Origin of the sequence: Bacillus sp. BB081 (genome assembly GCF_008368895.1) — a bacterium.
GTDB lineage: Bacteria > Bacillota > Bacilli > Bacillales > Bacillaceae_G > Bacillus_A > Bacillus_A wiedmannii.
In genome coordinates, this window is sequence record NZ_QOZX01000034.1 from 57,536 (window position 1) to 76,151 (window position 18,616).

Annotated in this window: 18 protein-coding genes and 1 pseudogene; 15 read left to right on the forward strand and 4 right to left on the reverse strand. The window is 33.7% G+C overall.

The window, feature by feature from the left end; all coding sequences use genetic code 11:
• The first annotated feature begins 88 nt into the window (after positions 1–88).
• The 6 genes from DN394_RS15810 (at position 89) to DN394_RS15835 (ending at position 5,517) form a co-directional block, all read left to right on the forward strand.
• Positions 89–754 (forward strand): HAD family hydrolase, encoded by a 666-nt coding sequence (locus DN394_RS15810; RefSeq protein WP_097993981.1) that lies wholly within the window; start codon positions 89–91, stop codon positions 752–754.
• A 205-nt stretch (positions 755–959) separates the two neighbouring features.
• Positions 960–2,405, forward strand: coding sequence for a GntP family permease (locus DN394_RS15815; protein WP_097993982.1), 1,446 nt, complete (start codon positions 960–962; stop codon positions 2,403–2,405).
• Positions 2,406–2,457: 52 nt separating this feature from the next.
• Complete coding sequence (gene eutG, locus DN394_RS15820) at positions 2,458–3,660, forward strand: alcohol dehydrogenase EutG (protein ID WP_141474953.1); 1,203 nt, start codon at positions 2,458–2,460, stop codon at positions 3,658–3,660.
• Positions 3,661–3,808: 148 nt separating this feature from the next.
• Positions 3,809–4,507 carry an aspartate/glutamate racemase family protein gene (locus tag DN394_RS15825; RefSeq protein ID WP_046959298.1) on the forward strand — a complete coding sequence of 233 codons (699 nt, stop codon included), beginning with the start codon at positions 3,809–3,811 and terminating at the stop codon, positions 4,505–4,507.
• 87 nt (positions 4,508–4,594) lie between these two features.
• Positions 4,595–5,068: an SAM-dependent methyltransferase gene (locus DN394_RS15830; RefSeq protein ID WP_046959299.1), complete on the forward strand. Its 474-nt coding sequence runs from the start codon at positions 4,595–4,597 to the stop codon at positions 5,066–5,068.
• Positions 5,065–5,517 carry a GNAT family N-acetyltransferase gene (locus tag DN394_RS15835; protein WP_149293961.1) on the forward strand — a complete coding sequence of 151 codons (453 nt, stop codon included), beginning with the start codon at positions 5,065–5,067 and terminating at the stop codon, positions 5,515–5,517. Before DN394_RS15830 ends, DN394_RS15835 begins: the two co-directional genes overlap by 4 nt.
• Here DN394_RS15835 and DN394_RS15840 read toward each other — a convergent pair.
• Both DN394_RS15840 and DN394_RS15845 read right to left on the reverse strand, forming a co-directional pair.
• Positions 5,508–6,035: an HAD-IIIA family hydrolase gene (locus tag DN394_RS15840; RefSeq protein WP_046959301.1), complete on the reverse strand. Its 528-nt coding sequence runs from the start codon at positions 6,033–6,035 to the stop codon at positions 5,508–5,510. The genes DN394_RS15835 and DN394_RS15840 overlap by 10 nt on opposite strands.
• Positions 6,036–6,064: 29 nt before the next feature.
• Positions 6,065–6,496 carry a GNAT family N-acetyltransferase gene (locus DN394_RS15845; protein ID WP_097915948.1) on the reverse strand — a complete coding sequence of 144 codons (432 nt, stop codon included), beginning with the start codon at positions 6,494–6,496 and terminating at the stop codon, positions 6,065–6,067.
• A gap of 153 nt (positions 6,497–6,649) precedes the next feature.
• Here DN394_RS15845 and DN394_RS15850 point away from each other — a divergent pair, with 153 nt between their 5' ends.
• The 6 genes and pseudogenes from DN394_RS15850 to DN394_RS15875 all read left to right on the forward strand — a co-directional run bounded on the left by DN394_RS15850 (position 6,650) and on the right by DN394_RS15875 (position 11,239).
• Positions 6,650–7,360, forward strand: coding sequence for an ABC transporter ATP-binding protein (locus DN394_RS15850; RefSeq protein WP_097915950.1), 711 nt, complete (start codon positions 6,650–6,652; stop codon positions 7,358–7,360).
• Positions 7,353–8,552, forward strand: a complete 1,200-nt coding sequence (locus DN394_RS15855; protein WP_046959303.1) for an ABC transporter permease — start codon at positions 7,353–7,355, stop codon at positions 8,550–8,552. The genes DN394_RS15850 and DN394_RS15855 overlap by 8 nt, the downstream gene beginning before the upstream one ends.
• Positions 8,553–8,835: 283 nt before the next feature.
• Entirely contained in the window at positions 8,836–9,423 is a 588-nt protein-coding gene (locus tag DN394_RS15860; protein WP_001134418.1) for a YpjP family protein, read from the forward strand.
• A 106-nt stretch (positions 9,424–9,529) separates the two neighbouring features.
• On the forward strand, positions 9,530–10,165 hold the full coding sequence (locus DN394_RS15865; protein WP_141520969.1) for an HAD family hydrolase: 636 nt from the start codon (positions 9,530–9,532) through the stop codon (positions 10,163–10,165).
• Between the two features lie 22 nt (positions 10,166–10,187).
• Positions 10,188–10,280, forward strand: a pseudogene (locus tag DN394_RS29815) (aminoglycoside phosphotransferase); the annotation flags it as partial.
• 26 nt (positions 10,281–10,306) lie between these two features.
• Positions 10,307–11,239 (forward strand): aminoglycoside phosphotransferase family protein, encoded by a 933-nt coding sequence (locus tag DN394_RS15875; RefSeq protein ID WP_046959304.1) that lies wholly within the window; start codon positions 10,307–10,309, stop codon positions 11,237–11,239.
• A gap of 36 nt (positions 11,240–11,275) precedes the next feature.
• On the opposite strand, the gene DN394_RS15880 is transcribed toward DN394_RS15875, so the two are convergent.
• Together DN394_RS15880 and DN394_RS15885 are read right to left on the reverse strand one after the other, a co-directional pair.
• Complete coding sequence (locus tag DN394_RS15880) at positions 11,276–12,559, reverse strand: S41 family peptidase (protein ID WP_098705025.1); 1,284 nt, start codon at positions 12,557–12,559, stop codon at positions 11,276–11,278.
• A gap of 124 nt (positions 12,560–12,683) precedes the next feature.
• Positions 12,684–14,141 (reverse strand): serine hydrolase, encoded by a 1,458-nt coding sequence (locus DN394_RS15885; RefSeq protein WP_087982543.1) that lies wholly within the window; start codon positions 14,139–14,141, stop codon positions 12,684–12,686.
• A 184-nt stretch (positions 14,142–14,325) separates the two neighbouring features.
• Between DN394_RS15885 and DN394_RS15890 the strand changes: the two genes are divergently transcribed.
• From DN394_RS15890 to DN394_RS15900, 3 genes are all read left to right on the forward strand, one after another.
• A complete protein-coding gene (locus DN394_RS15890; RefSeq protein WP_098705026.1) occupies positions 14,326–16,908 on the forward strand; it encodes an alpha-L-rhamnosidase in 2,583 nt (860 codons plus the stop codon).
• 107 nt (positions 16,909–17,015) lie between these two features.
• Positions 17,016–17,972 carry a thymidylate synthase gene (locus DN394_RS15895; protein ID WP_002085878.1) on the forward strand — a complete coding sequence of 319 codons (957 nt, stop codon included), beginning with the start codon at positions 17,016–17,018 and terminating at the stop codon, positions 17,970–17,972.
• 19 nt (positions 17,973–17,991) lie between these two features.
• Entirely contained in the window at positions 17,992–18,480 is a 489-nt protein-coding gene (locus DN394_RS15900) for a dihydrofolate reductase (protein ID WP_000637215.1), read from the forward strand.
• Positions 18,481–18,616: the final 136 nt, after the last annotated feature.

Consider the following 18,616-nt stretch of genomic DNA (forward strand, 5'->3'; position numbering starts at 1 on the left):
AAAGATAAATAATGGTAGTATAGTAAAAGGTAGGCATGAAAAAGCCTTCTATATAATATGTAAAGTAAATAGGAGCGGGGGATTAAATTTGTACACAACATTTCTATTTGACCTAGATGGAACATTGACGGATCCGAAAGAAGGAATTATAAATTCAGTATTATATGCATTAAAAAAGGTTGGAATTGAAGAATTACATGTAAGCGAGTTAGATTCATTTATTGGTCCACCCATCCAGCAATCATTCGTAGAGAGATACAATATGAACGAAGGAGAAGTTGAACGAGCTGTTTTTTATTTCAGAGAGTATGTAAAGCAGCGTGGATTGGTAGAAAATAATGTTTACGAGGGTATTCCAAATCTCTTAAAACAATTAAAAGATACCGGAAATCGTTTATTTATAGCAACTTCAAAACCTACTGTATTTGCAAAACAAGTACTAGATCATTTCCAACTAACGAATTATTTCGAAGGTATAATTGGAAGTAATTTAGATGGTACGAGAATAAAAAAAGAAGAAATCATTGCTCATATTTTACAAACAAATGAAGGCCTAAATAAAGAAGAAATTGTTATGATTGGAGATAGAAAGCACGATATAATCGGTGCGAATAATAATGAAATTGCTTCAATCGGCGTTTTATATGGATATGGTAGTAAAACAGAATTGACTGAAGTTGGTGCGACTCATATAGTAAACGATGTAAACGAACTACATCATTTTTGTTTAGAAAATAGTTTGATAAAGAAGTAAATATTGAGACTAACAATCCCTTTATAATGTATGACGATGAAATCGTTTCTGCTTAAAGGGATTTTTCATATGTAATCGAATATGTATAATTAGACATTTTTAGCATGAAAAATTTGTATGAATAAGAGGAGGGATGTCAGAATCAAAAGATTAGTAGAAGTTTATTTATAAAAGTTTGAATTTTCTGTTTAAAGGAGGGGTATAATTGGAGCTAGTTATTATATTATTAGCACTTAGTTTACTAATGTTTGTAGCATATAGAGGGTTTTCTGTTATTTTATTTGCACCGATATTTGCATTATTTGCGGTATTTTTGACAGAGCCTAGTTTTGTATTACCTTTCTTTTCGAATATCTTTATGGAGAAAATGGTAGGTTTTATTAAACTATATTTCCCTGTATTTTTACTTGGGGCAATATTTGGAAAAGTAGTAGAAATGTCAGGAATTGCAGACTCGATTGCAAAGACAATTATAGAGTTAGTTGGTGAAAAACGTACGATTTTAGCGATTGTATTAATGGGTGCTATCTTAACGTATAGTGGCGTTAGTGTGTACGTAGTAGTGTTTGCTGTATATCCGTTCGCAGCTAAGCTGTTTCGACAAGCGAATATTCCGAAGCGTTTAATCCCTGGAACGATTGTACTTGGAGCGGTCACGTTTACAATGGATGCGCTACCTGGATCACCACAAATTCAAAACGTAATACCTACAACCTTTTTTAAAACGGACATTTATGCTGCACCGATACTTGGTATTGTAGGGGCAATTTTTGTACTCACGTTAGGATTACTATATTTAGAGAGTAGACGTAAGAAGGCAAAGGCGGCAGGAGAAGGGTATTTTGGTTTTAACGATGGGGATACTGAAATGGCAGCTTCTTTGCAAGTGCAAGTAGAACAAAAAGATATGCCATTACTGAAAAGCATTGAAATTACAAGAGTTCAACAAGTGATTGCTTTTATACCACTTATTTTAGTAGGTGTAATGAATAAAGTTTTCACTATTATGATACCGAAGTGGTATCCGAATGGTTTTGATTTTTCTGCAATTGGTATGAAAGCATTTGGAAAAGTAGAATTAAGTGCAGTAGTTGGAATTTGGTCAGTAGAATTGGCACTTATTATAGGTATTGTAACAACGTTATTATTATATTGGAAACGAGTAGTAACAGGGTTTCAAGCTGGATTGAATACAAGTATTGGTGGAGCGTTACTTGCAACAATGAATACAGGAGCTGAGTTTGGATTCGGTGGTGTCATCGCAGCACTTCCAGGATTCGCGATTATGAGAGATGGTATTTCTGCCACATTCACAAATCCTCTAGTGAATGGAGCAGTCACGACGAATATTTTAGCTGGAATTACAGGCTCTGCATCAGGAGGAATGGGAATTGTTTTAAGTGCGATGGGAGATAAGTTTATTGCAGCGGCCAATCAATTTGATATTCCATTAGAAGTAATGCATCGTATCGTGTCAATGGCATCGGGAGGAATGGATACATTACCACATAACGGGGCTATTATTACTATTCTTACAGTAACAGGTTTAACACATAAACAGTCGTATAAAGATATTTTTGCCATTACAATTTTGAAAACGGTTGCTGTATTTTTAGTTATTACATTCTATACAGTAACAGGAATTTATTAAGTCTATATTTTATAAACTAAAATATTAATTAGGGTAAGAAGGGGTGGAGTACTTGCAAGAAGTTGCTGAGTTTCGTATGCCGAAGTCTGTATTATATGGAAGAAATTCGCTTGAAAAGCTGGGGGAACAATCTAAGAAGTTGGGGAAAAGAGCGTTTATAGTTACTGATACAATTATGGAGAATTTAGGATATGTTGAGAGGTGTATACAACAATTAAATACGAAAGGTATTACTGTTATTACATATAATAAAGTAAATGCTGAACCTACCAATATACACGTGTTAGAAGCGTTATCTATTTGTAAAGAAGGAAAGTGTGATTTTATTATTGGTATTGGTGGTGGAAGTTGTATTGATGCAGCGAAAGCAGTTGCGGTATTATATACAAATGGTGGAGAAGTGGAAGATTATGTTCAAAAGGATATGGAAATAGACAATAATCCGCTACCACTAATTGCAATCCCAACAACTTCTGGTACTGGGTCGGAAGTAACAAGTGTAGCAGTAATTACGAATAAACGAACAGATGTAAAAATGATGATGAAACATCCGAGTTTTACCCCACAAGTAGCGATTATTGACCCAATTTTAACGCGTTCAGTACCACCTCATATTACAGCAGCAACAGGGATAGATGCATTATGTCATGCAGTCGAAGCATATATTTCTAAAGTTTCACAATCGCTTACCGATGTACTAGCTCTTTCCGCTATTGAAAGTATTATGAAATATTTACGTATTGCATATGAAGATGGAGAGAATATGGAGGCAAGAGAAGCGATGATGATTGCTTCCTTACAAGCTGGAATCGCATTTTCCAATGCATCTGTTACGTTAGTTCATGCAATGTCAAGGCCGGTAGGAGCATTATTTCATGTACCACATGGTATATCGAATGCAATACTATTACCTACAGTTTTAGAATATACAAAAGTTAGTGCAGTAAAAAGACTAGCGGATATTGGTCGTTGTTTAAATAAAGATTTGTATTCCTATTGTGATGAAGAAGTAGCCGACTACACGCTGAGGGAAATAAAAAAACTTTGTTTTGATCTTCGTATCCCAAATTTAAAAAAATACGGAATTTGTGAAGTTGAATTTGAAACAGCTATTTCTAAAATGGCATCAGATGCAATTGAAAGTGGAAGTCCAGCAAATAATCCACGTGTGCCATCAAATGATGAAATTAAACAGTTGTATCGAGAATGTTTTCATTATCAATATGAAGATTTTATAAAAACATCAGAAAATTAATTTCAGAATATTCTTATAAAATTTCCTTGGAAATAGTTAAAACAAGACTTTATATTATAAACGTAAAGTCTTGTTTTATTGTGTATAATATACATAATAAAATGTTGTGATTAGTTTTAAAAAACAGTATAAGGTGGGTGTTGGTGTAATGAAAACAATAGGTTTAATTGGTGGTATGAGTTGGGAATCAACTTCTGAATATTATCGAATCATAAATGAAGAAATAAAAGAGAGATTGGGAGGATTACATTCAGCAAAATGTATGATTAATAGTGTGGACTTTGAAGAGATTGAACGATTCCAGTCTAACGGAAATTGGAATGGAGCAGGAGAAATATTAGGAAATGCGGCATATTCGTTACAGAGGGGAGGAGCAGATTTTATAATTATTTGCACAAATACAATGCATAAAGTAGTTGAGAAAATAAAGGAGAATATTCATATTCCAGTCTTACATATCGCTGATGCAACTGCGAAAGAAATTAAAAGGAAAGATATTCAAATGGTTGGTTTACTTGGAACTAAATATACAATGGAGCAAGACTTTTATAAATTACGCATAGAAGAGAATCGTATAAAAGTAATGGTTCCATCAGAAAAGGATAGAGAAAAGATAAATGAAGTAATATATACAGAATTATGTTTAGGAAAGATAACATCTCAATCTAGAGAGTATTATAAAAGAGTTATAGAAGAGCTAGTACAAGAAGGGGCCCAAGGAATTATATTAGGTTGTACAGAAATAGGATTATTAATAAAGCAGGAAGACGTATCAGTTCCGATATTCGACACAACTCATATACATGCAGTTGAAGCAGTTAATTTCGCTTTACGAAATAGATCATAATTATATTATGTAATCTAGTTCGTGTTTGTGGAAAACATTCTGAAAATACTATATAATGTAAGTGGTTACATTTAAGGGGGAATGCGTATGTTTTCAGTTCAACCAATCGCATTTGTACATAATGAAAGAAAGCAAATAAAAGATGATGAGTGGGGAGAAGTAAGATCCTATATTACTTTAACTGAAATATATACAGAGGAAAGTATACAAGGGATTGAAGATTTTTCTCATATTGAAGTTGTTTTTTATTTTCATAAAGTAACTGATGAACAAATTCAATATTTTGCTAGACATCCTAGAAATAATAATGATTATCCTAAAGTAGGCATTTTTGCACAGCGCGGGAAAAATCGTCCGAATCGCATAGGAACCACAATTGTAAAGGTGATCAAAAGAGAAGGTAAATCAATTATTGTTGAGGGATTAGATGCTATTGATGGCACCCCTATATTGGATATAAAGCCGATAATGAAAGGGTTTATGCCGAAAGAAGAAATTGTACAGCCTAAATGGGCAACGGATATAATGAGAGAGTATTGGAAGGGGAATGGAGTAAAATGAGAATATATGAGGCAACAATTGCAGATTTAGATGGACTAGCATCAGTTTTTAATAACTATCGTATGTTTTATAGACAAGATTCCGATATAGAAGGAGCAAAAGTATATTTGCAAAATCGAATCGAGAGAAAAGAATCCGTTATTTTTGTGGCAGTTGAAGACGGTGAATATATTGGCTTCACACAATTATATCCATCATTTTCTTCCATTTCGATGAAAGAATTATGGATTTTAAATGATTTATTTGTACAAGCTGCTAAGCGCGGAGCAGGAACAGGAAAAAAATTATTAGAAGCTGCGAAAGAATTTGCCTTAAAAAATGGTGCGAAAGGTGTAAAATTACAAACAGAGATTGATAATTTATCAGCGCAGCGATTATACGCTGAAAATGGATATTTGAGAGATAATCGTTATTGTGAAAACGTCTTTTTTAATCTGTATTATAGTTGATTTAAAACCCAATTTATTGCATCTTCAAAGTTTTCTGCAATGTAATTTGGTTCAATATGAGCCCATTTGTCTCGGTGTGTATGTAAAGCATCATAGCCAGCGCCTGTTCGTACTAAAATTGTTGTCGCGTTTACTTTTGCTCCTGCAACGATATCAGTCCAGCGATCACCAACTACAGCACATTGTGTTAAATCAAGCCCATGTTTCTTCGCTGCTTGCAGCAACATACCTGTACTTGGTTTCCGGCATTCACAACCATCACCGTGTTTGTGAGGACATACGTAAATATCATCAAAGCCGAATCCTTTTAATTCCTGTACAAAATCAGCTACAGTCGCTATCCCATCTGCGATACCTGGCTGATTTGTAAAGGAGAAAATTTTTATGTTTTTAGCTTTTAGTTTTTGTAAGGCTGCTTGTGTAAAAGGAAATAATGTAAAAGAGCCTGGATAATGTATTGTAGTATCACCACCAATTGTACCGTCACGATCAATAAAAATAGCTTGAATGTTTGTCATAGTTATAGTCCTTTCAATTAAAAAGTAGTTTAAAAATGTTTTACAAATCGATAGCCATTTACTTCATATCCTAATTTTTTGTAAAAAGGATGAGCTTCTAATCTTTTTGTACCACTAACTAGCCATGTGCCAATGCAATTATGCTTCTTTGCTAATTGCTCTGCATAATCCATTAACACTTGTCCAATGCCTTTTCGTCGTATTGTAGAATCGACGCTAATTATTGAAATTTCTCCATACCGAGTTACATCTTCTAAATTTTCACGTATACGAAACCCAAGTAATCCAAATATAGTATCTTCTTCCTCATAAACATATAAAAAATCAAAAGGACTCATTTGTACGAATTGCAATCGGTTGTTCATATCTTCATAGGAAATAGAGGAGCCCTTTAATTCTTTCGTCAAAGAGCAAAGTGCATCTATATCGTCTATTATCGCTTCACGAATTTGAAAAGACATATTATCCACTCCAATAAAATGTAATCAAACATTTAGTATTCTGTTAAAAAATATTTTTTCCTGCTAGGAAAATAAATATCTTATAATGATATATAGATAGTTATATGTTATTCTTTTCCTTGTTTGTATTGGAAATGGAAAGAAGGGGAATGTATGTTAGAAGTGAATATCCGCTCTGCAGGATATGATTTAGGGGAAAAGACAATTCATGATATTGACTTTTCGATTGAAAAAGGTGAATTAGTTGCACTTATTGGTGCAAATGGTGCTGGGAAGAGTACGACGATTAAAACGATGCTCGGTTTACTAGTAAATATGAATGGTGAAATATCATTTGTTGAAAAGAAAAATCCTTATGCATACGTGCCAGAACACCCGACATATTATGATTATTTGACGCTCTGGGAACATATTGAATTATTAATGGCTGCACGAGAGAACAAAGTAGGAAGCTGGGAAAAGAAAGCTAAAGAGTTATTACATATGTTTCGAATGGATAAGCATAAACATGAGTATTTATCAAAGTTTTCTAAAGGTATGAAACAAAAATCGATGCTTATATTAGCTTTCTTAACAGAACCGGATTTTTATATCATTGATGAACCTTTTATCGGCTTAGATCCAGTAGCTACGAAAGAGTTTTTAAGTTATTTATATAAAGAAAAAGAACGTGGGGCAGGAATACTGCTTTGTACGCACGTATTAGATACTGCTGAAAGAATTTGCGAAAGATTTTTACTCATCTCAAAAGGGACATTAGTCGCAGATGGCCATTTAGAGGCAATTCAAACGTTAGCAGAAATGCCAGGAAGTTCATTATTGGACTGTTTTGATGTAATCGTAAGGCGTGAACAGCATGATTAAACAACAATTTTATAAAAGATTGCGCCATGAACTGGGGCGGAAATGGAAGTCTATACGTTCGGTAACTGATTGGACGGTTGCGCTATATATTATTATTCCAGCACTTATATTTATAGGGATTTATTATCGTTCACTATGGATGGAAGAACTATCGATGGGAGAGACGGTTTATTTCGGATTAGGTCTACTTGCATTTTATGTGATTACATATGCAAGAGGAGTTCGTTCATTTTTTGAACAAGCGGATAGTTTATTTTTAATTTCGTATCCCGCTCACATGCAAAAGTTAATTCAGTATGGCATGGCATATACGTTTATTCGAATAGCAATAACGAATATAGTGGTAGTAGTTGCTATGTTACCAGTGTTGCTGAAAAGTATTGGAGTGACGAAGGTACAAGTCGTATTATTTTGGCTATTCTTTACTGTATTTCGATTTATGTTGTCGTTATTAACGAGATTTATTCATGTACGTATGGGGAAACGATGGCTACTATGGGTTATCAAAAATGTAATATTTTCAATAAGTCTATCCTTTTTTGGAGTGAGTCTGTTTCTTATTTATAAAAATCCATTTTATTCTATACTATGTATCGGTCTAGCAGTTTTTCTAATTATCGTATTGATAAAAGAAAAATTGAATTATAAAAATTGCTTTTTTAAAGAAGTTGAGAAAGAGAAAGAAGAAAGTATGCGCTGGACGAGTGGAATTATGCAAGTTGGTGGTCATGCGGCTAAACCGAGTAGTTCGAATAAAAAACCGTGGATGTTTCCGCGGTCTAAAAAGTTTTTAGGGAAGAAAAAGGAATCTCGTATTGTTGAATCCTTTTTGAAAGAATTTTTCCGTACAAGTAGTGCACGATTATTTTATATTCAGATTGTATGTATAAGCACTGTCAGTATTATTATGAGCCCGAGGTGGATTGCAGCTATTATTCTTGCATTTGCTTTAGTTGGAATTTCTCGATATGCGCGTGATTATTGGAATGAATTTTCGAAAAAAATGTTTCTTCATTTATATTGTGATGAAGGCAAATTACTAATGTTAAGATGGAAGGCAGATCGCTATTTATTACTTCCAGTAATACTTTTGTATGGAATAGTTATACTTTCTCATTTTTATTTATTACCAGCTGTAATTGCCGGGATTATTTTTATAGTCTGGATTGGTTGGATTGTATTCTTACCATAGAAAAAGAGCCGAAAAACGGCTCTTTTTCTAATCTGTCACACATTGATAAAGAAAATATACTAAAACTAGTATGCTTGCGGCGGAATACATGACATCTAAAGTCATCGGATCTCCTCCTCATTATTGTTGTATTTTTATTGTATGAAATCTTACAATTTCATATTCAAGTGAAAAATATGTGAACGTTAACAAAATTGTAAAGTGCAAAAATTACAATCATTTTGTATAATAGAAGGAACAACCGTTATATAAAACATAATGAGTGAAAGGGGAGGGAACATACATGCCAAATTGGTTTAGAAAAACCTTAGTCGCATTAATTACCGTATTTACATTTGGTTTAGTGACGCCTCCTTCCATATTGCTTGATAATGCCAAAGCTGCGGACAAGCCTACGAGCACAGCTGGGCAACAAAATTTGGAGAGTACGTCCTATACATATGAAGAAACGAATGACAGGTTAACCACTGATACTTTTATTACGTACGCAATGCAAGAAGCAGAGAAGCAGTCAATGCAAAAGTTTGGCACTAAAATTGGTCCAGTAATTGAAGATGAGTTTAAAGATGTAATATTACCGAAAATTGAAGAGGCAATTGCTGAGCTTGCAAGTGATGTGCCAGAGGAGTCATTGCAATCATTAGCGATTTCTCAAAGACCAGCTGGCGGAAATAATGAAAAGATTTTTCATGTGTATGACACGAAATCAGGAAATGACTTATTGCGATTTCATGTAAGAAGAGATCATCCACCGCAAGATGGTTATTATTTTAATTTCCACTATCACCGTTTTGATGATGGGTACTCAGGACACCATGAATTAGGGAATATTTATTGGAATACGAATATACCGCCAAAGTGGCTTTCTTAAAAAGAACAAGAGAAAATCTTGTTCTTTTTTATGCTTATAGAAGGGTAAGGCAACTATATTGTTGAATAAAATAGGTTTAGGAAAAAAGAAGTAAGGGGGTATGGGAGTGCAAAAATATATTGTTTTTGACTTTGATGGCACATTAGTAGATTCACAAAATATATTTGTACCAATTTATAATCAAATTGCTGAAAAGCACGGATATAAAACGGTAAGGGAAGAAAAAATTGAGTATTTGCGTAAATTAACGATGCCAGAGAGATGTAAACAACTTGATGTACCATTGTATAAACTACCGATATTAGCGCTGGAGTTTTATAAATTGTATCAACCCGCTATAAAAGATCTTATTTTGTTTCATGGGATGAAGGATGTATTAGATGAACTGCATAAAAAAGGATACGGAATTGCCGTTATATCTTCTAACTCAGAAGAGCATATTCGGGCATTTTTACACAATAATGATATAGAAAATATACAAGAGGTATATTGTTCTAAAAATTTGTTCGGTAAAGATAAAATGATAAAAAGATTTTTAAAATCGAAAAAAATAACAGAGAAAGATATGTTATACGTCGGTGACGAACAGCGAGACGTAGCAGCGTGTAAAAAGGCTGGGGTGAATGTAATATGGGTATCTTGGGGATATGATGTTATTGAAACAGTGAAAAAAGATGCACCAGATTATATGGTCAATACACCAATGGAAATTGTACAAGTAGTACAAGGGGCGTATTTTTAATATGAATACACTTTGAGCAGGTATTCATCATATTGAATTTTGGGTAGCAAATTTGGAGGAATCCATTTCTTTTTACGATCCGAATGGGTTTATTGTAGAAGTAGCGTATACATCAAATGTAGAAATACAAGGGGAATAAAAATGAAAACAATTACAGCGTGGCAAAACAATATACAAATAGTAAAAGATGCAGTTAATATTGAAGAAATCTCCAAAGGTTTCTCACCGGATAAGAAATATATAATTACGAGTGCGAATAACGAAAAATATTTATTACGGACAGGCGATATAAAAGAGTATGAAAGAAAGAAAATAGAGTTTCAAATTTTAAATGAAATGCAAAACCGTAGTGTGCAAGCACAAAAACCAATTGAAATGGGTTTGTTGGCAGAAGAAGGTTTATGCTATGGCATTTTTTCATATTTAGAAGGGGAAGATGCGAAGAAGCTATTGCCTACATATACACCAAAAGAACAATATGATATTGGTATAGAAGCAGGAAAAGATTTAGCAAAAATGCATACATATGAAGCTCCTAAGGATATCCTTCCATGGTATGAAAGAGCAATGGAAAAACATCGAAAATATGTAGAGGCATATAAAACATGTGGAATAAAAATAAAAAATGATGATAAAATCATAAAGTTTATAGATGAAAATGAAATATATTTAAAGAACCGCCCAAATCGATTTCAACACGATGATTTTCATTTAGAAAATATAATTGTACGTGATGCGAAATATGTAGGTGTTGTTGATTTTAATGGTTATGATTGGGGTGACCCGCTTCATGATTTCGTAAAAATTGCACTATTTGCAAGAGACATTAGTATTCCGTATTCAATCGGACAAATAGAAGGCTACTTTAATGGGGGAATACCAGAGGAGTTCTGGAACTTATATGCGGTGTACGTTGGCATGACAGTTTTCTCATCAGTTGTGTGGTCCTTACGAGCAGCACCGCATATGTTAGAGGATACGTTAGAACGCCTTACTATCGTTTTAGAGGATCATAAAAACTTTGAGTTATTAAAGCCAATCTGGTTTCAGCCAGAAAAGATTGCTATGAAATAGGAAAGGTAGGTGTGATTCACATCTACCTTTATTTTTTTACCATTCTTCATTTTGAAGCAGTTGTAATACTAACTTTAAATCTACATCTTCCTGTATATGTTCCGGAGTCCAGGGGATATGTATATGCGGTTGTATACCAATTCCGGACATTCCTTCGCCTTTATCTATAATAGAGAGCCGTGAAGTAGGGTAGTAAAGTGCGAATGTATCAGCCCATTCCATTACCGCTAAATTAGAATAATCATTTAAACCAGCAGTAGGACGACCTATTACTTTTACTTTCAATGATTTTTTTGCAACTTCTACAAAAGAATCACCAGAACTTCCACATGTAACATCTGTTAATATAACTACTCTACAAGGTGATTTTCGTCCGTGTATTTTTAATGATTGAAGTTCTTTTGGTAACTCAGAAGTATCAAATGTAACGAATCCTTTTTTATAATTCCTTTTTAAATCTTGAATAAATATATCTGTGAATAATTTGGAAAGTTCGTCTAAAGAATCATAATCTTCCATTTCGATGTCTTTCATACGTAATTGATAGTTTCGTTCTGTATGATTTAATTGCATTGTATCTGAAGAATCTAAAAGGGAGATCTCTTTGTCTTCGAATAAGTAAGGAAGTAATTTAAAAAATGCATCATCACTCCCACCACGATTCAAACGCACATCAATAATTAAGTTCGGAAAAGAATTAAGCTCATTTTTGTGTGAGTCTAATAATTTATTAATCGCTTCAGTATTTGCGAAATCAGTCAAAGTAATTAAGAGTGTGTCTTTATTATGCTGTTTAAATGAATAAATAGGCGTGTATTCATTTTGTTTATACTTTTGTAAAGTAATGGTTTCGATTACGCCATCTTCATTTATAAGTGTACAAGTTGATGATTGTAATAAAACATAATCCCATTTTTCGCGTTCATATGTATTCTCATTTAAATATTTCTTATATTTTATTAATAGCTCAGGAATTTTCATATTATCTAATGCTAGAATAGACTGCCCTTTTTTCACTCTTATTTCTTGTGAAGTGGATGTAATATATAGGCGGTCTTCGTATCTTTTCACTTGGAAGCCAGCACTGTTAAGTGGTTGATTGTTAGAGTTCATTTTGAAAAACATATGATTATCTTTAAAGTCTAGTAAGTAATCACGTACAATTTCAGTAAATTGTATTGGTGTTAGTTCTCCTTGTTTCTCTAGTTTCTCGACTGTCTGTAAATATGTAGTAGGATCGTCCCATCCTTTCTTATCTATACAACCTGAATAATCGTGATGAGTGATCGAAACAATTTCTTTGAAAATTTCTGTATACACAGCTTTTCCTCCTGATAATTTAATTAGTTGAATAATAGAATTCTGTATCCTTTACGTATTATCCTTTTTTTGCATAGAGAAAAGGGGAATAGAGGGAAGTGTTATCTTCCCTCTATTAAAATATTTATTTAATTTTCTTAAATACAAGCGGCTGCGTACTTAACATAGCTGGTACATGTAACTGAAGGGATGGGAATTCACCACTTACATTCATTTCATAAGCGAATAATAAACTCATTTTCATTTGGAATAAATCAACTTTTGCAGAGAAGATGTCGTAATGATGATGAGCTAATTGAATATCCATCTCCATAAATTGTACAAATAACGAATCATCTCGTTTGTATACTTGTAATGTTCCATATGCAGGATGCTCGAAAGTACCGGTATAATCCTCTAACTTGTGAGAAGGTGTAGTCCCTTCAATTTGTTCAGGAATGGATTCAGTTGCTTCTTTCATCATTTCCTTCATTTTTTCAGTATCTTCTACAGCACGTTTATGCCAATCAATGGATTCTAATTCAAGTAGTTCGTCATAAATTTGATTAGCGAGATAAGTAGGTAGTAATGTGCCTCCAGCATTCGTTAAAATAACAAGGCCTATGTTTTCTGTTGGTATGAATGAAACCAGTGCTGAAAACCCATCAATATTACCGCCATGATGAATTACCTTATTACCACGGTAAGCGCTAATAAACCAACCAAGACCGTAACTATTTAATGGAGATTCCGGAAGTGATAAAACTGGTTGATCTGGAATGGAATTATGTGGTGTATACATTTGTTGTAATAATTCAGAGGAGATTAATTCATGATCTCCAAATTTCCCTTCGTTTAAGTGAAGAAGGACCCAATTTGCCATATCTTCAATTGTAGAATTAATACACCCAGCAGCGCCGACTGTATCGATGTTATGGAATGGAACTTCTTTTATTTTACCGTCATTTTCAACGTAAGGTAATGCATAATCATCTGTATTTTGTGAGTCTGTAACAGAGAAGTTTGTTTGATCCATATTTAAAGGCTCTAAAATATGTTCTGCAACATATTGTTCCCATGTTTGATTCGTAATGTTTTCTACAATATAACTAATTGTCGCATACATTAAGTTGTTATAAAGAAATGCTGTACGAAACGGAGCATCAAGTGGTAAATGTTTTATTTTTTCAACGAGATCTTTTCGAGATAAGGAAGAGCTATACCAAAGAGCCTCATGACGGCTTACACCAGTTCGATGAGAAGCTAAATCTCGTCCGGTAACTTGTGAGCTAGCAAGTAGTTCAGATAAAGAGAAGTTAGGTATATAAGTCTGGACAGGAGTATCCCAATTAAACTTATTTTGTTGTGCTAATAAGCTTAATGAAAGTGTACCAAAAGCTTTCGTTGAGGAACCGATTGCGAACCGAGTATTCGGTGTAACAGCCTCTTTTGTCTCTATATTACGATAGCCAAATCCTTCTGAAATAATGACTTCACCATCTTTTATAACAGCTATAGCAGTGCCAGGAACATTTAAATCCTTCATCATTTTTTCAACCGTTGTTTGTAAAGAAGTCATAACAGGAGTTTCAATTTTAGACATACTTCTAACCTCCAAATATAAATTTTATCCTACCGCACTATACTTTCGGTAATAGAAAATGAAAACCTTTATAAATTTGGAAAGTTAATAATTTTGTAAGAATGAATAAAATTATTATTTATTTAGAATTTTAATTTTATTATAATTAATTTAAATTAAGATATAGAAAAGATGGTGAAGAAGTGTGCTAACAATAAAGAGAGTGCTTTGCGATAATAAAAAAAATCCGATAGGTATAGATTCAAAAGTTGTTAAAATGAGTTGGCTGCTTGAGTCGAGTAACCGAAATGTAAAACAACTTGCTTATCAATTGCAGGTTGCGAAAGATAGAGATTTTGAAATTATAATGTTTGATTCGCGAAAAGTAGAAACAGATCAAAGTTTACATATACCAATTAATTCATTTCCATACAGAGCAGAAACACGTTATTTTTACCGGGTAAAGGTATGGGATAATTACGGAGAAGAATCATCTTGGTCAGAAGTAGCATTTTGGGAGACTGGGTTACAAGGACAAGATAATTGGAGCGGAAACTGGATTGCTGCGAAAAAAGAACGAGCGCAAGTTATGTCCTTTAATAAAAATTTTACTATTAAAAAAGTAGTTAAAAAAGCGCGTTTATATATCACAAGTTTAGGATTATACGAGGCTTCTATAAATGGAGAGCGCATTGGAGATTGTTATTTTACCCCTGGATGGACAAGTTATGATAAGAGAGTACTGTATCAAACGTATGATATAACGCATTTATTAAAGGGTGAGCACAATACTATTTCGGCTCTGGTAGGTAATGGCTGGTATAAGGGACCACTTACCATGCATCATGTACGTAATTATTACGGTAGAAGACGTGTGATAATTGCTCAAGTACATATAACGTATGAAGATGGAACGAAAGAAAAAATTGTAACAGACGAAACATGGAAGGTAACTCCAAGCCCAATTTTGTATTCAGAAATTTATGAAGGGGAGGTTTACGACGCTAGGATAGAAGAAAGTGGGCAAGGGCTAGAAGATATTGAAGTAATTGAGCATTCCAAACAAATAATTGTTGCGCAAGAAAACGAAGCAATTCGTAAAATGAAAATTATTAAACCGATTTCTATTTCAAAACTACCGAATCACGAATGGCTCATTGATATGGGGCAAAATATGGTAGGTTGGGTTCAATTTACAGTCCGTCATGTTTATATTGGCCAAAAGATAGAATTGCATCATGCTGAAATATTGAATAAAGACGGTAGTTTTTACACCGGAAATCTCCGAAAGGCAAAACAAAAAATAGTGTATATAGCAAAAGGAGAAGAAGAGGAAACGTTTGAACCTCATTTTACATATCAAGGCTTTAGGTATGTGAAAATAAGTGGATTAACCCAGCCGCCTCAAATAGCAGATTTTGAAGGGGTTGTATTACATACGGATATGGAAAAAGCGACTGAATTTGAAACGTCTAATCCATTAATCAATCAACTTCATCATAATGTGGAATGGTCTCAAAGAGGGAACTTTTTTGATGTGCCAACAGATTGTCCGCAGCGAGATGATCGACTTGGATGGACCGGAGATGCACAAATGTTCATTGGGACAGCTACGCAAATTATGAATGTACAATTATTCTTTAAAAAGTGGCTCCAAGATTTATCATTAGATCAAAATGTTAATGGAGCTGTGCCTTTAGTTATTCCAGATGCTTTTGGGAAAAGAGCGGATTTTGATTTACATACTTCTGGTGGTTGGGGCGATGCAGCAATTATATGCCCGTGGGTTCATTATTTACATTACGGAGATGTATCGATTTTAAAAGAACAATATGACAGTATGAAGAAGTATATAGATTACATACGTTCACAAGGTGAGAACGAGTATTTATGGGATACAGGCTATCATTTAGGGGATTGGCTCGCATTAGATACGAAGCCAGATGTATATGAAGGCGGAACAGACAAGCATTTTATTGCGACAGCTTATTATGCCTATTCTACATCGCTTTTACGAAGGATTGCTGAGATTTTAGGTGAAAATACAGATGCTAAATTATATGCAGAGTTACATGGGAATATTGTTCAAGCATTTCAAAATGAATTCGTTACACCAAATGGTAGGTTAATTTCAAATACACAAACAGCCCACATATTAGTACTTCTTTTTGAACTAGTGAAAGATGATGTGAATGAGAAAGTATTTAATCGCTTAATTGAGCTATTAAAAGAAAATAAAAATCATTTAACAACAGGTTTTATAGGAACACCGTATTTGAATTTAATATTAAGCAAGTTTAACCGGCATGACCTTGCTTGTAAGCTTCTATTTTATGAAGATTATCCATCATGGTTATACCAAGTGAAAAAAGGTGCCACAACGATTTGGGAACATTGGGATGGCGTGAAAGAGGATGGAACACTTTGGAATGATAGCATGAATTCTTATAATCATTACGCATATGGCTCTATTGTTGAATGGATATACCGATATATTATTGGATTAGAAATGGATGAGACAAAACCTGCATATAAACATTTTTATGTACAACCACATTTTGATTCGAATATAGAATGGGTTAAAGTAAAACGTGAGACAGCTTATGGAGAAATTAAGATTGAGTGGCGGTTAGAAAAGGAACAAGCCTTTATATATATTTCTGTACCACCTAATACAAGTGCTACATTACGGATAGACGAAACAAATTGGAAAGCAGAACATGACGTTGGAAGGGATTTAGGATCAGGTGATTATAAATTTACATTTTGTAAAAATATATTGAAGTAGAATTCTGTTTATATAGAAATATATTTTTATTCATTAGGATTATTTAATTCACTGTTTTTCATGTTATGATAAATTTCATATAAGATTGAAAGAAGGTTTTACTACATATGAAACATGCTGAATATGAATACTTAAATTTATGCCGCCATGTAATGGAGCATGGTACGAAGAAAGAAGATCGTACAGGGACAGGCACTGTATCTGTATTTGGATATCAAATGCGTTTTGATCTAAGTAAAGGTTTTCCTTTATTAACGACAAAGAGAGTGCCGTTTCGCCTTGTAGCAAGTGAACTGCTTTGGTTTATGAAAGGTGATACAAATATTCGTTATTTATTGCAGCATAATAATAATATTTGGAATGAATGGGCATTTAAGAGCTGGGTAGAAAGCGATGAGTATACTGGTCCTGATATGACTGATTTCGGTCTTCGCTCACAACAAGATGAGGAATTTAAAGTTCAGTACGATGAGCAAATGGAATTGTTTAAAAAGAACGTTTTAGAAGATGATGATTTCTCAAATAAATATGGTTATTTAGGTGACGTATACGGAAAGCAGTGGCGTGCTTGGAAAACGACAGCTGGTGAGACACTTGATCAATTAAAAGATGTAATTGAAATGATTAAAAAAACGCCAGACTCCCGTCGCCTTATTGTTTCTGCTTGGAATCCTGAAGATGTACCAAGTATGGCATTACCGCCTTGTCATACGCTATTCCAATTTTATGTAGCAGATGGCAAACTTTCTTGTCAGCTATATCAAAGAAGTGGTGACATATTCCTTGGAATTCCATTTAACATTGCAAGTTATTCACTGCTAACACATTTAATTGCACATGAATGTGGTCTTGAAGTGGGAGAATTTGTTCATACAATTGGAGATGCACACATTTATACGAATCATTTTGAACAAGTAGAAAAGCAATTGGCACGTGAACCACGTCCATTCCCGAAACTTACATTAAATCCAGATGTGAAATCTGTATTCGATTTTGAAATGGAAGATTTAACGATTGAAGGATATGATCCACACCCAGCAATTAAAGCACCGGTTGCAGTATAATTGTAGAGGAGATGAAAAAATGATTGTTTCATTTATGGTCGCAATGGACGAGAATAGAGTAATTGGCAAAGATAATAATTTGCCTTGGCGTTTACCAAGTGAATTGCAGTATGTAAAGAAAACAACGATGGGCCATTCACTTATTATGGGCAGAAAGAACTACGAAGCGATTGGTAGACCACTGCCTGGAAGACGTAATATTATTGTAACTCGTAATGAAGGGTATCATGTTGAAGGTTGTGAAGTAGCACATTCTGTAGAGGAAGTGTTTGAACTATGCAAAAATGAAGAGGAGATTTTTATTTTTGGTGGAGCGCAAATTTATGATCTCTTTTTACCTTACGTAGACAAGTTATATATAACAAAAATCCACTACGCATTTGAAGGTGATACATTCTTTCCAGAAATGGATATGACAAATTGGAAAGAAGTTTTTGTTGAAAAAGGTTTAACGGATGAAAAGAATCCGTATACGTACTATTATCATGTATATGAGAAACAACAATAATAATAAGGATTGATGTGAAATTCACATCAATCTTTTTATTTGTATTCAATAATATAAGTTTATAGATGATATTCAATAGTGCTATAATGAAATCTAGCATGTAAAAATGCTAAAATTTTCAAAAGTATTCATATAG

Excerpts from the sequence above, each read along its gene's own strand:
- DN394_RS15825 (WP_046959298.1), top strand. The coding sequence starts at position 3,809 with ATGAAAACAATAGGTTTAATTGGTGGTATGAGTTGGGAATCAACTTCT.
- DN394_RS15830 (WP_046959299.1), top strand. The coding sequence starts at position 4,595 with ATGTTTTCAGTTCAACCAATCGCATTTGTACATAATGAAAGAAAGCAA.
- DN394_RS15835 (WP_149293961.1), top strand. The coding sequence starts at position 5,065 with ATGAGAATATATGAGGCAACAATTGCAGATTTAGATGGACTAGCATCA.
- DN394_RS15840 (WP_046959301.1), bottom strand. The coding sequence starts at position 6,035 with ATGACAAACATTCAAGCTATTTTTATTGATCGTGACGGTACAATTGGT.
- DN394_RS15845 (WP_097915948.1), bottom strand. The coding sequence starts at position 6,496 with ATGTCTTTTCAAATTCGTGAAGCGATAATAGACGATATAGATGCACTT.
- DN394_RS15850 (WP_097915950.1), top strand. The coding sequence starts at position 6,650 with ATGTTAGAAGTGAATATCCGCTCTGCAGGATATGATTTAGGGGAAAAG.
- DN394_RS15855 (WP_046959303.1), top strand. The coding sequence starts at position 7,353 with ATGATTAAACAACAATTTTATAAAAGATTGCGCCATGAACTGGGGCGG.
- DN394_RS15860 (WP_001134418.1), top strand. The coding sequence starts at position 8,836 with ATGCCAAATTGGTTTAGAAAAACCTTAGTCGCATTAATTACCGTATTT.
- DN394_RS15875 (WP_046959304.1), top strand. The coding sequence starts at position 10,307 with ATGAAAACAATTACAGCGTGGCAAAACAATATACAAATAGTAAAAGAT.
- DN394_RS15885 (WP_087982543.1), bottom strand. The coding sequence starts at position 14,141 with ATGTCTAAAATTGAAACTCCTGTTATGACTTCTTTACAAACAACGGTT.
- DN394_RS15895 (WP_002085878.1), top strand. The coding sequence starts at position 17,016 with ATGAAACATGCTGAATATGAATACTTAAATTTATGCCGCCATGTAATG.
- DN394_RS15900 (WP_000637215.1), top strand. The coding sequence starts at position 17,992 with ATGATTGTTTCATTTATGGTCGCAATGGACGAGAATAGAGTAATTGGC.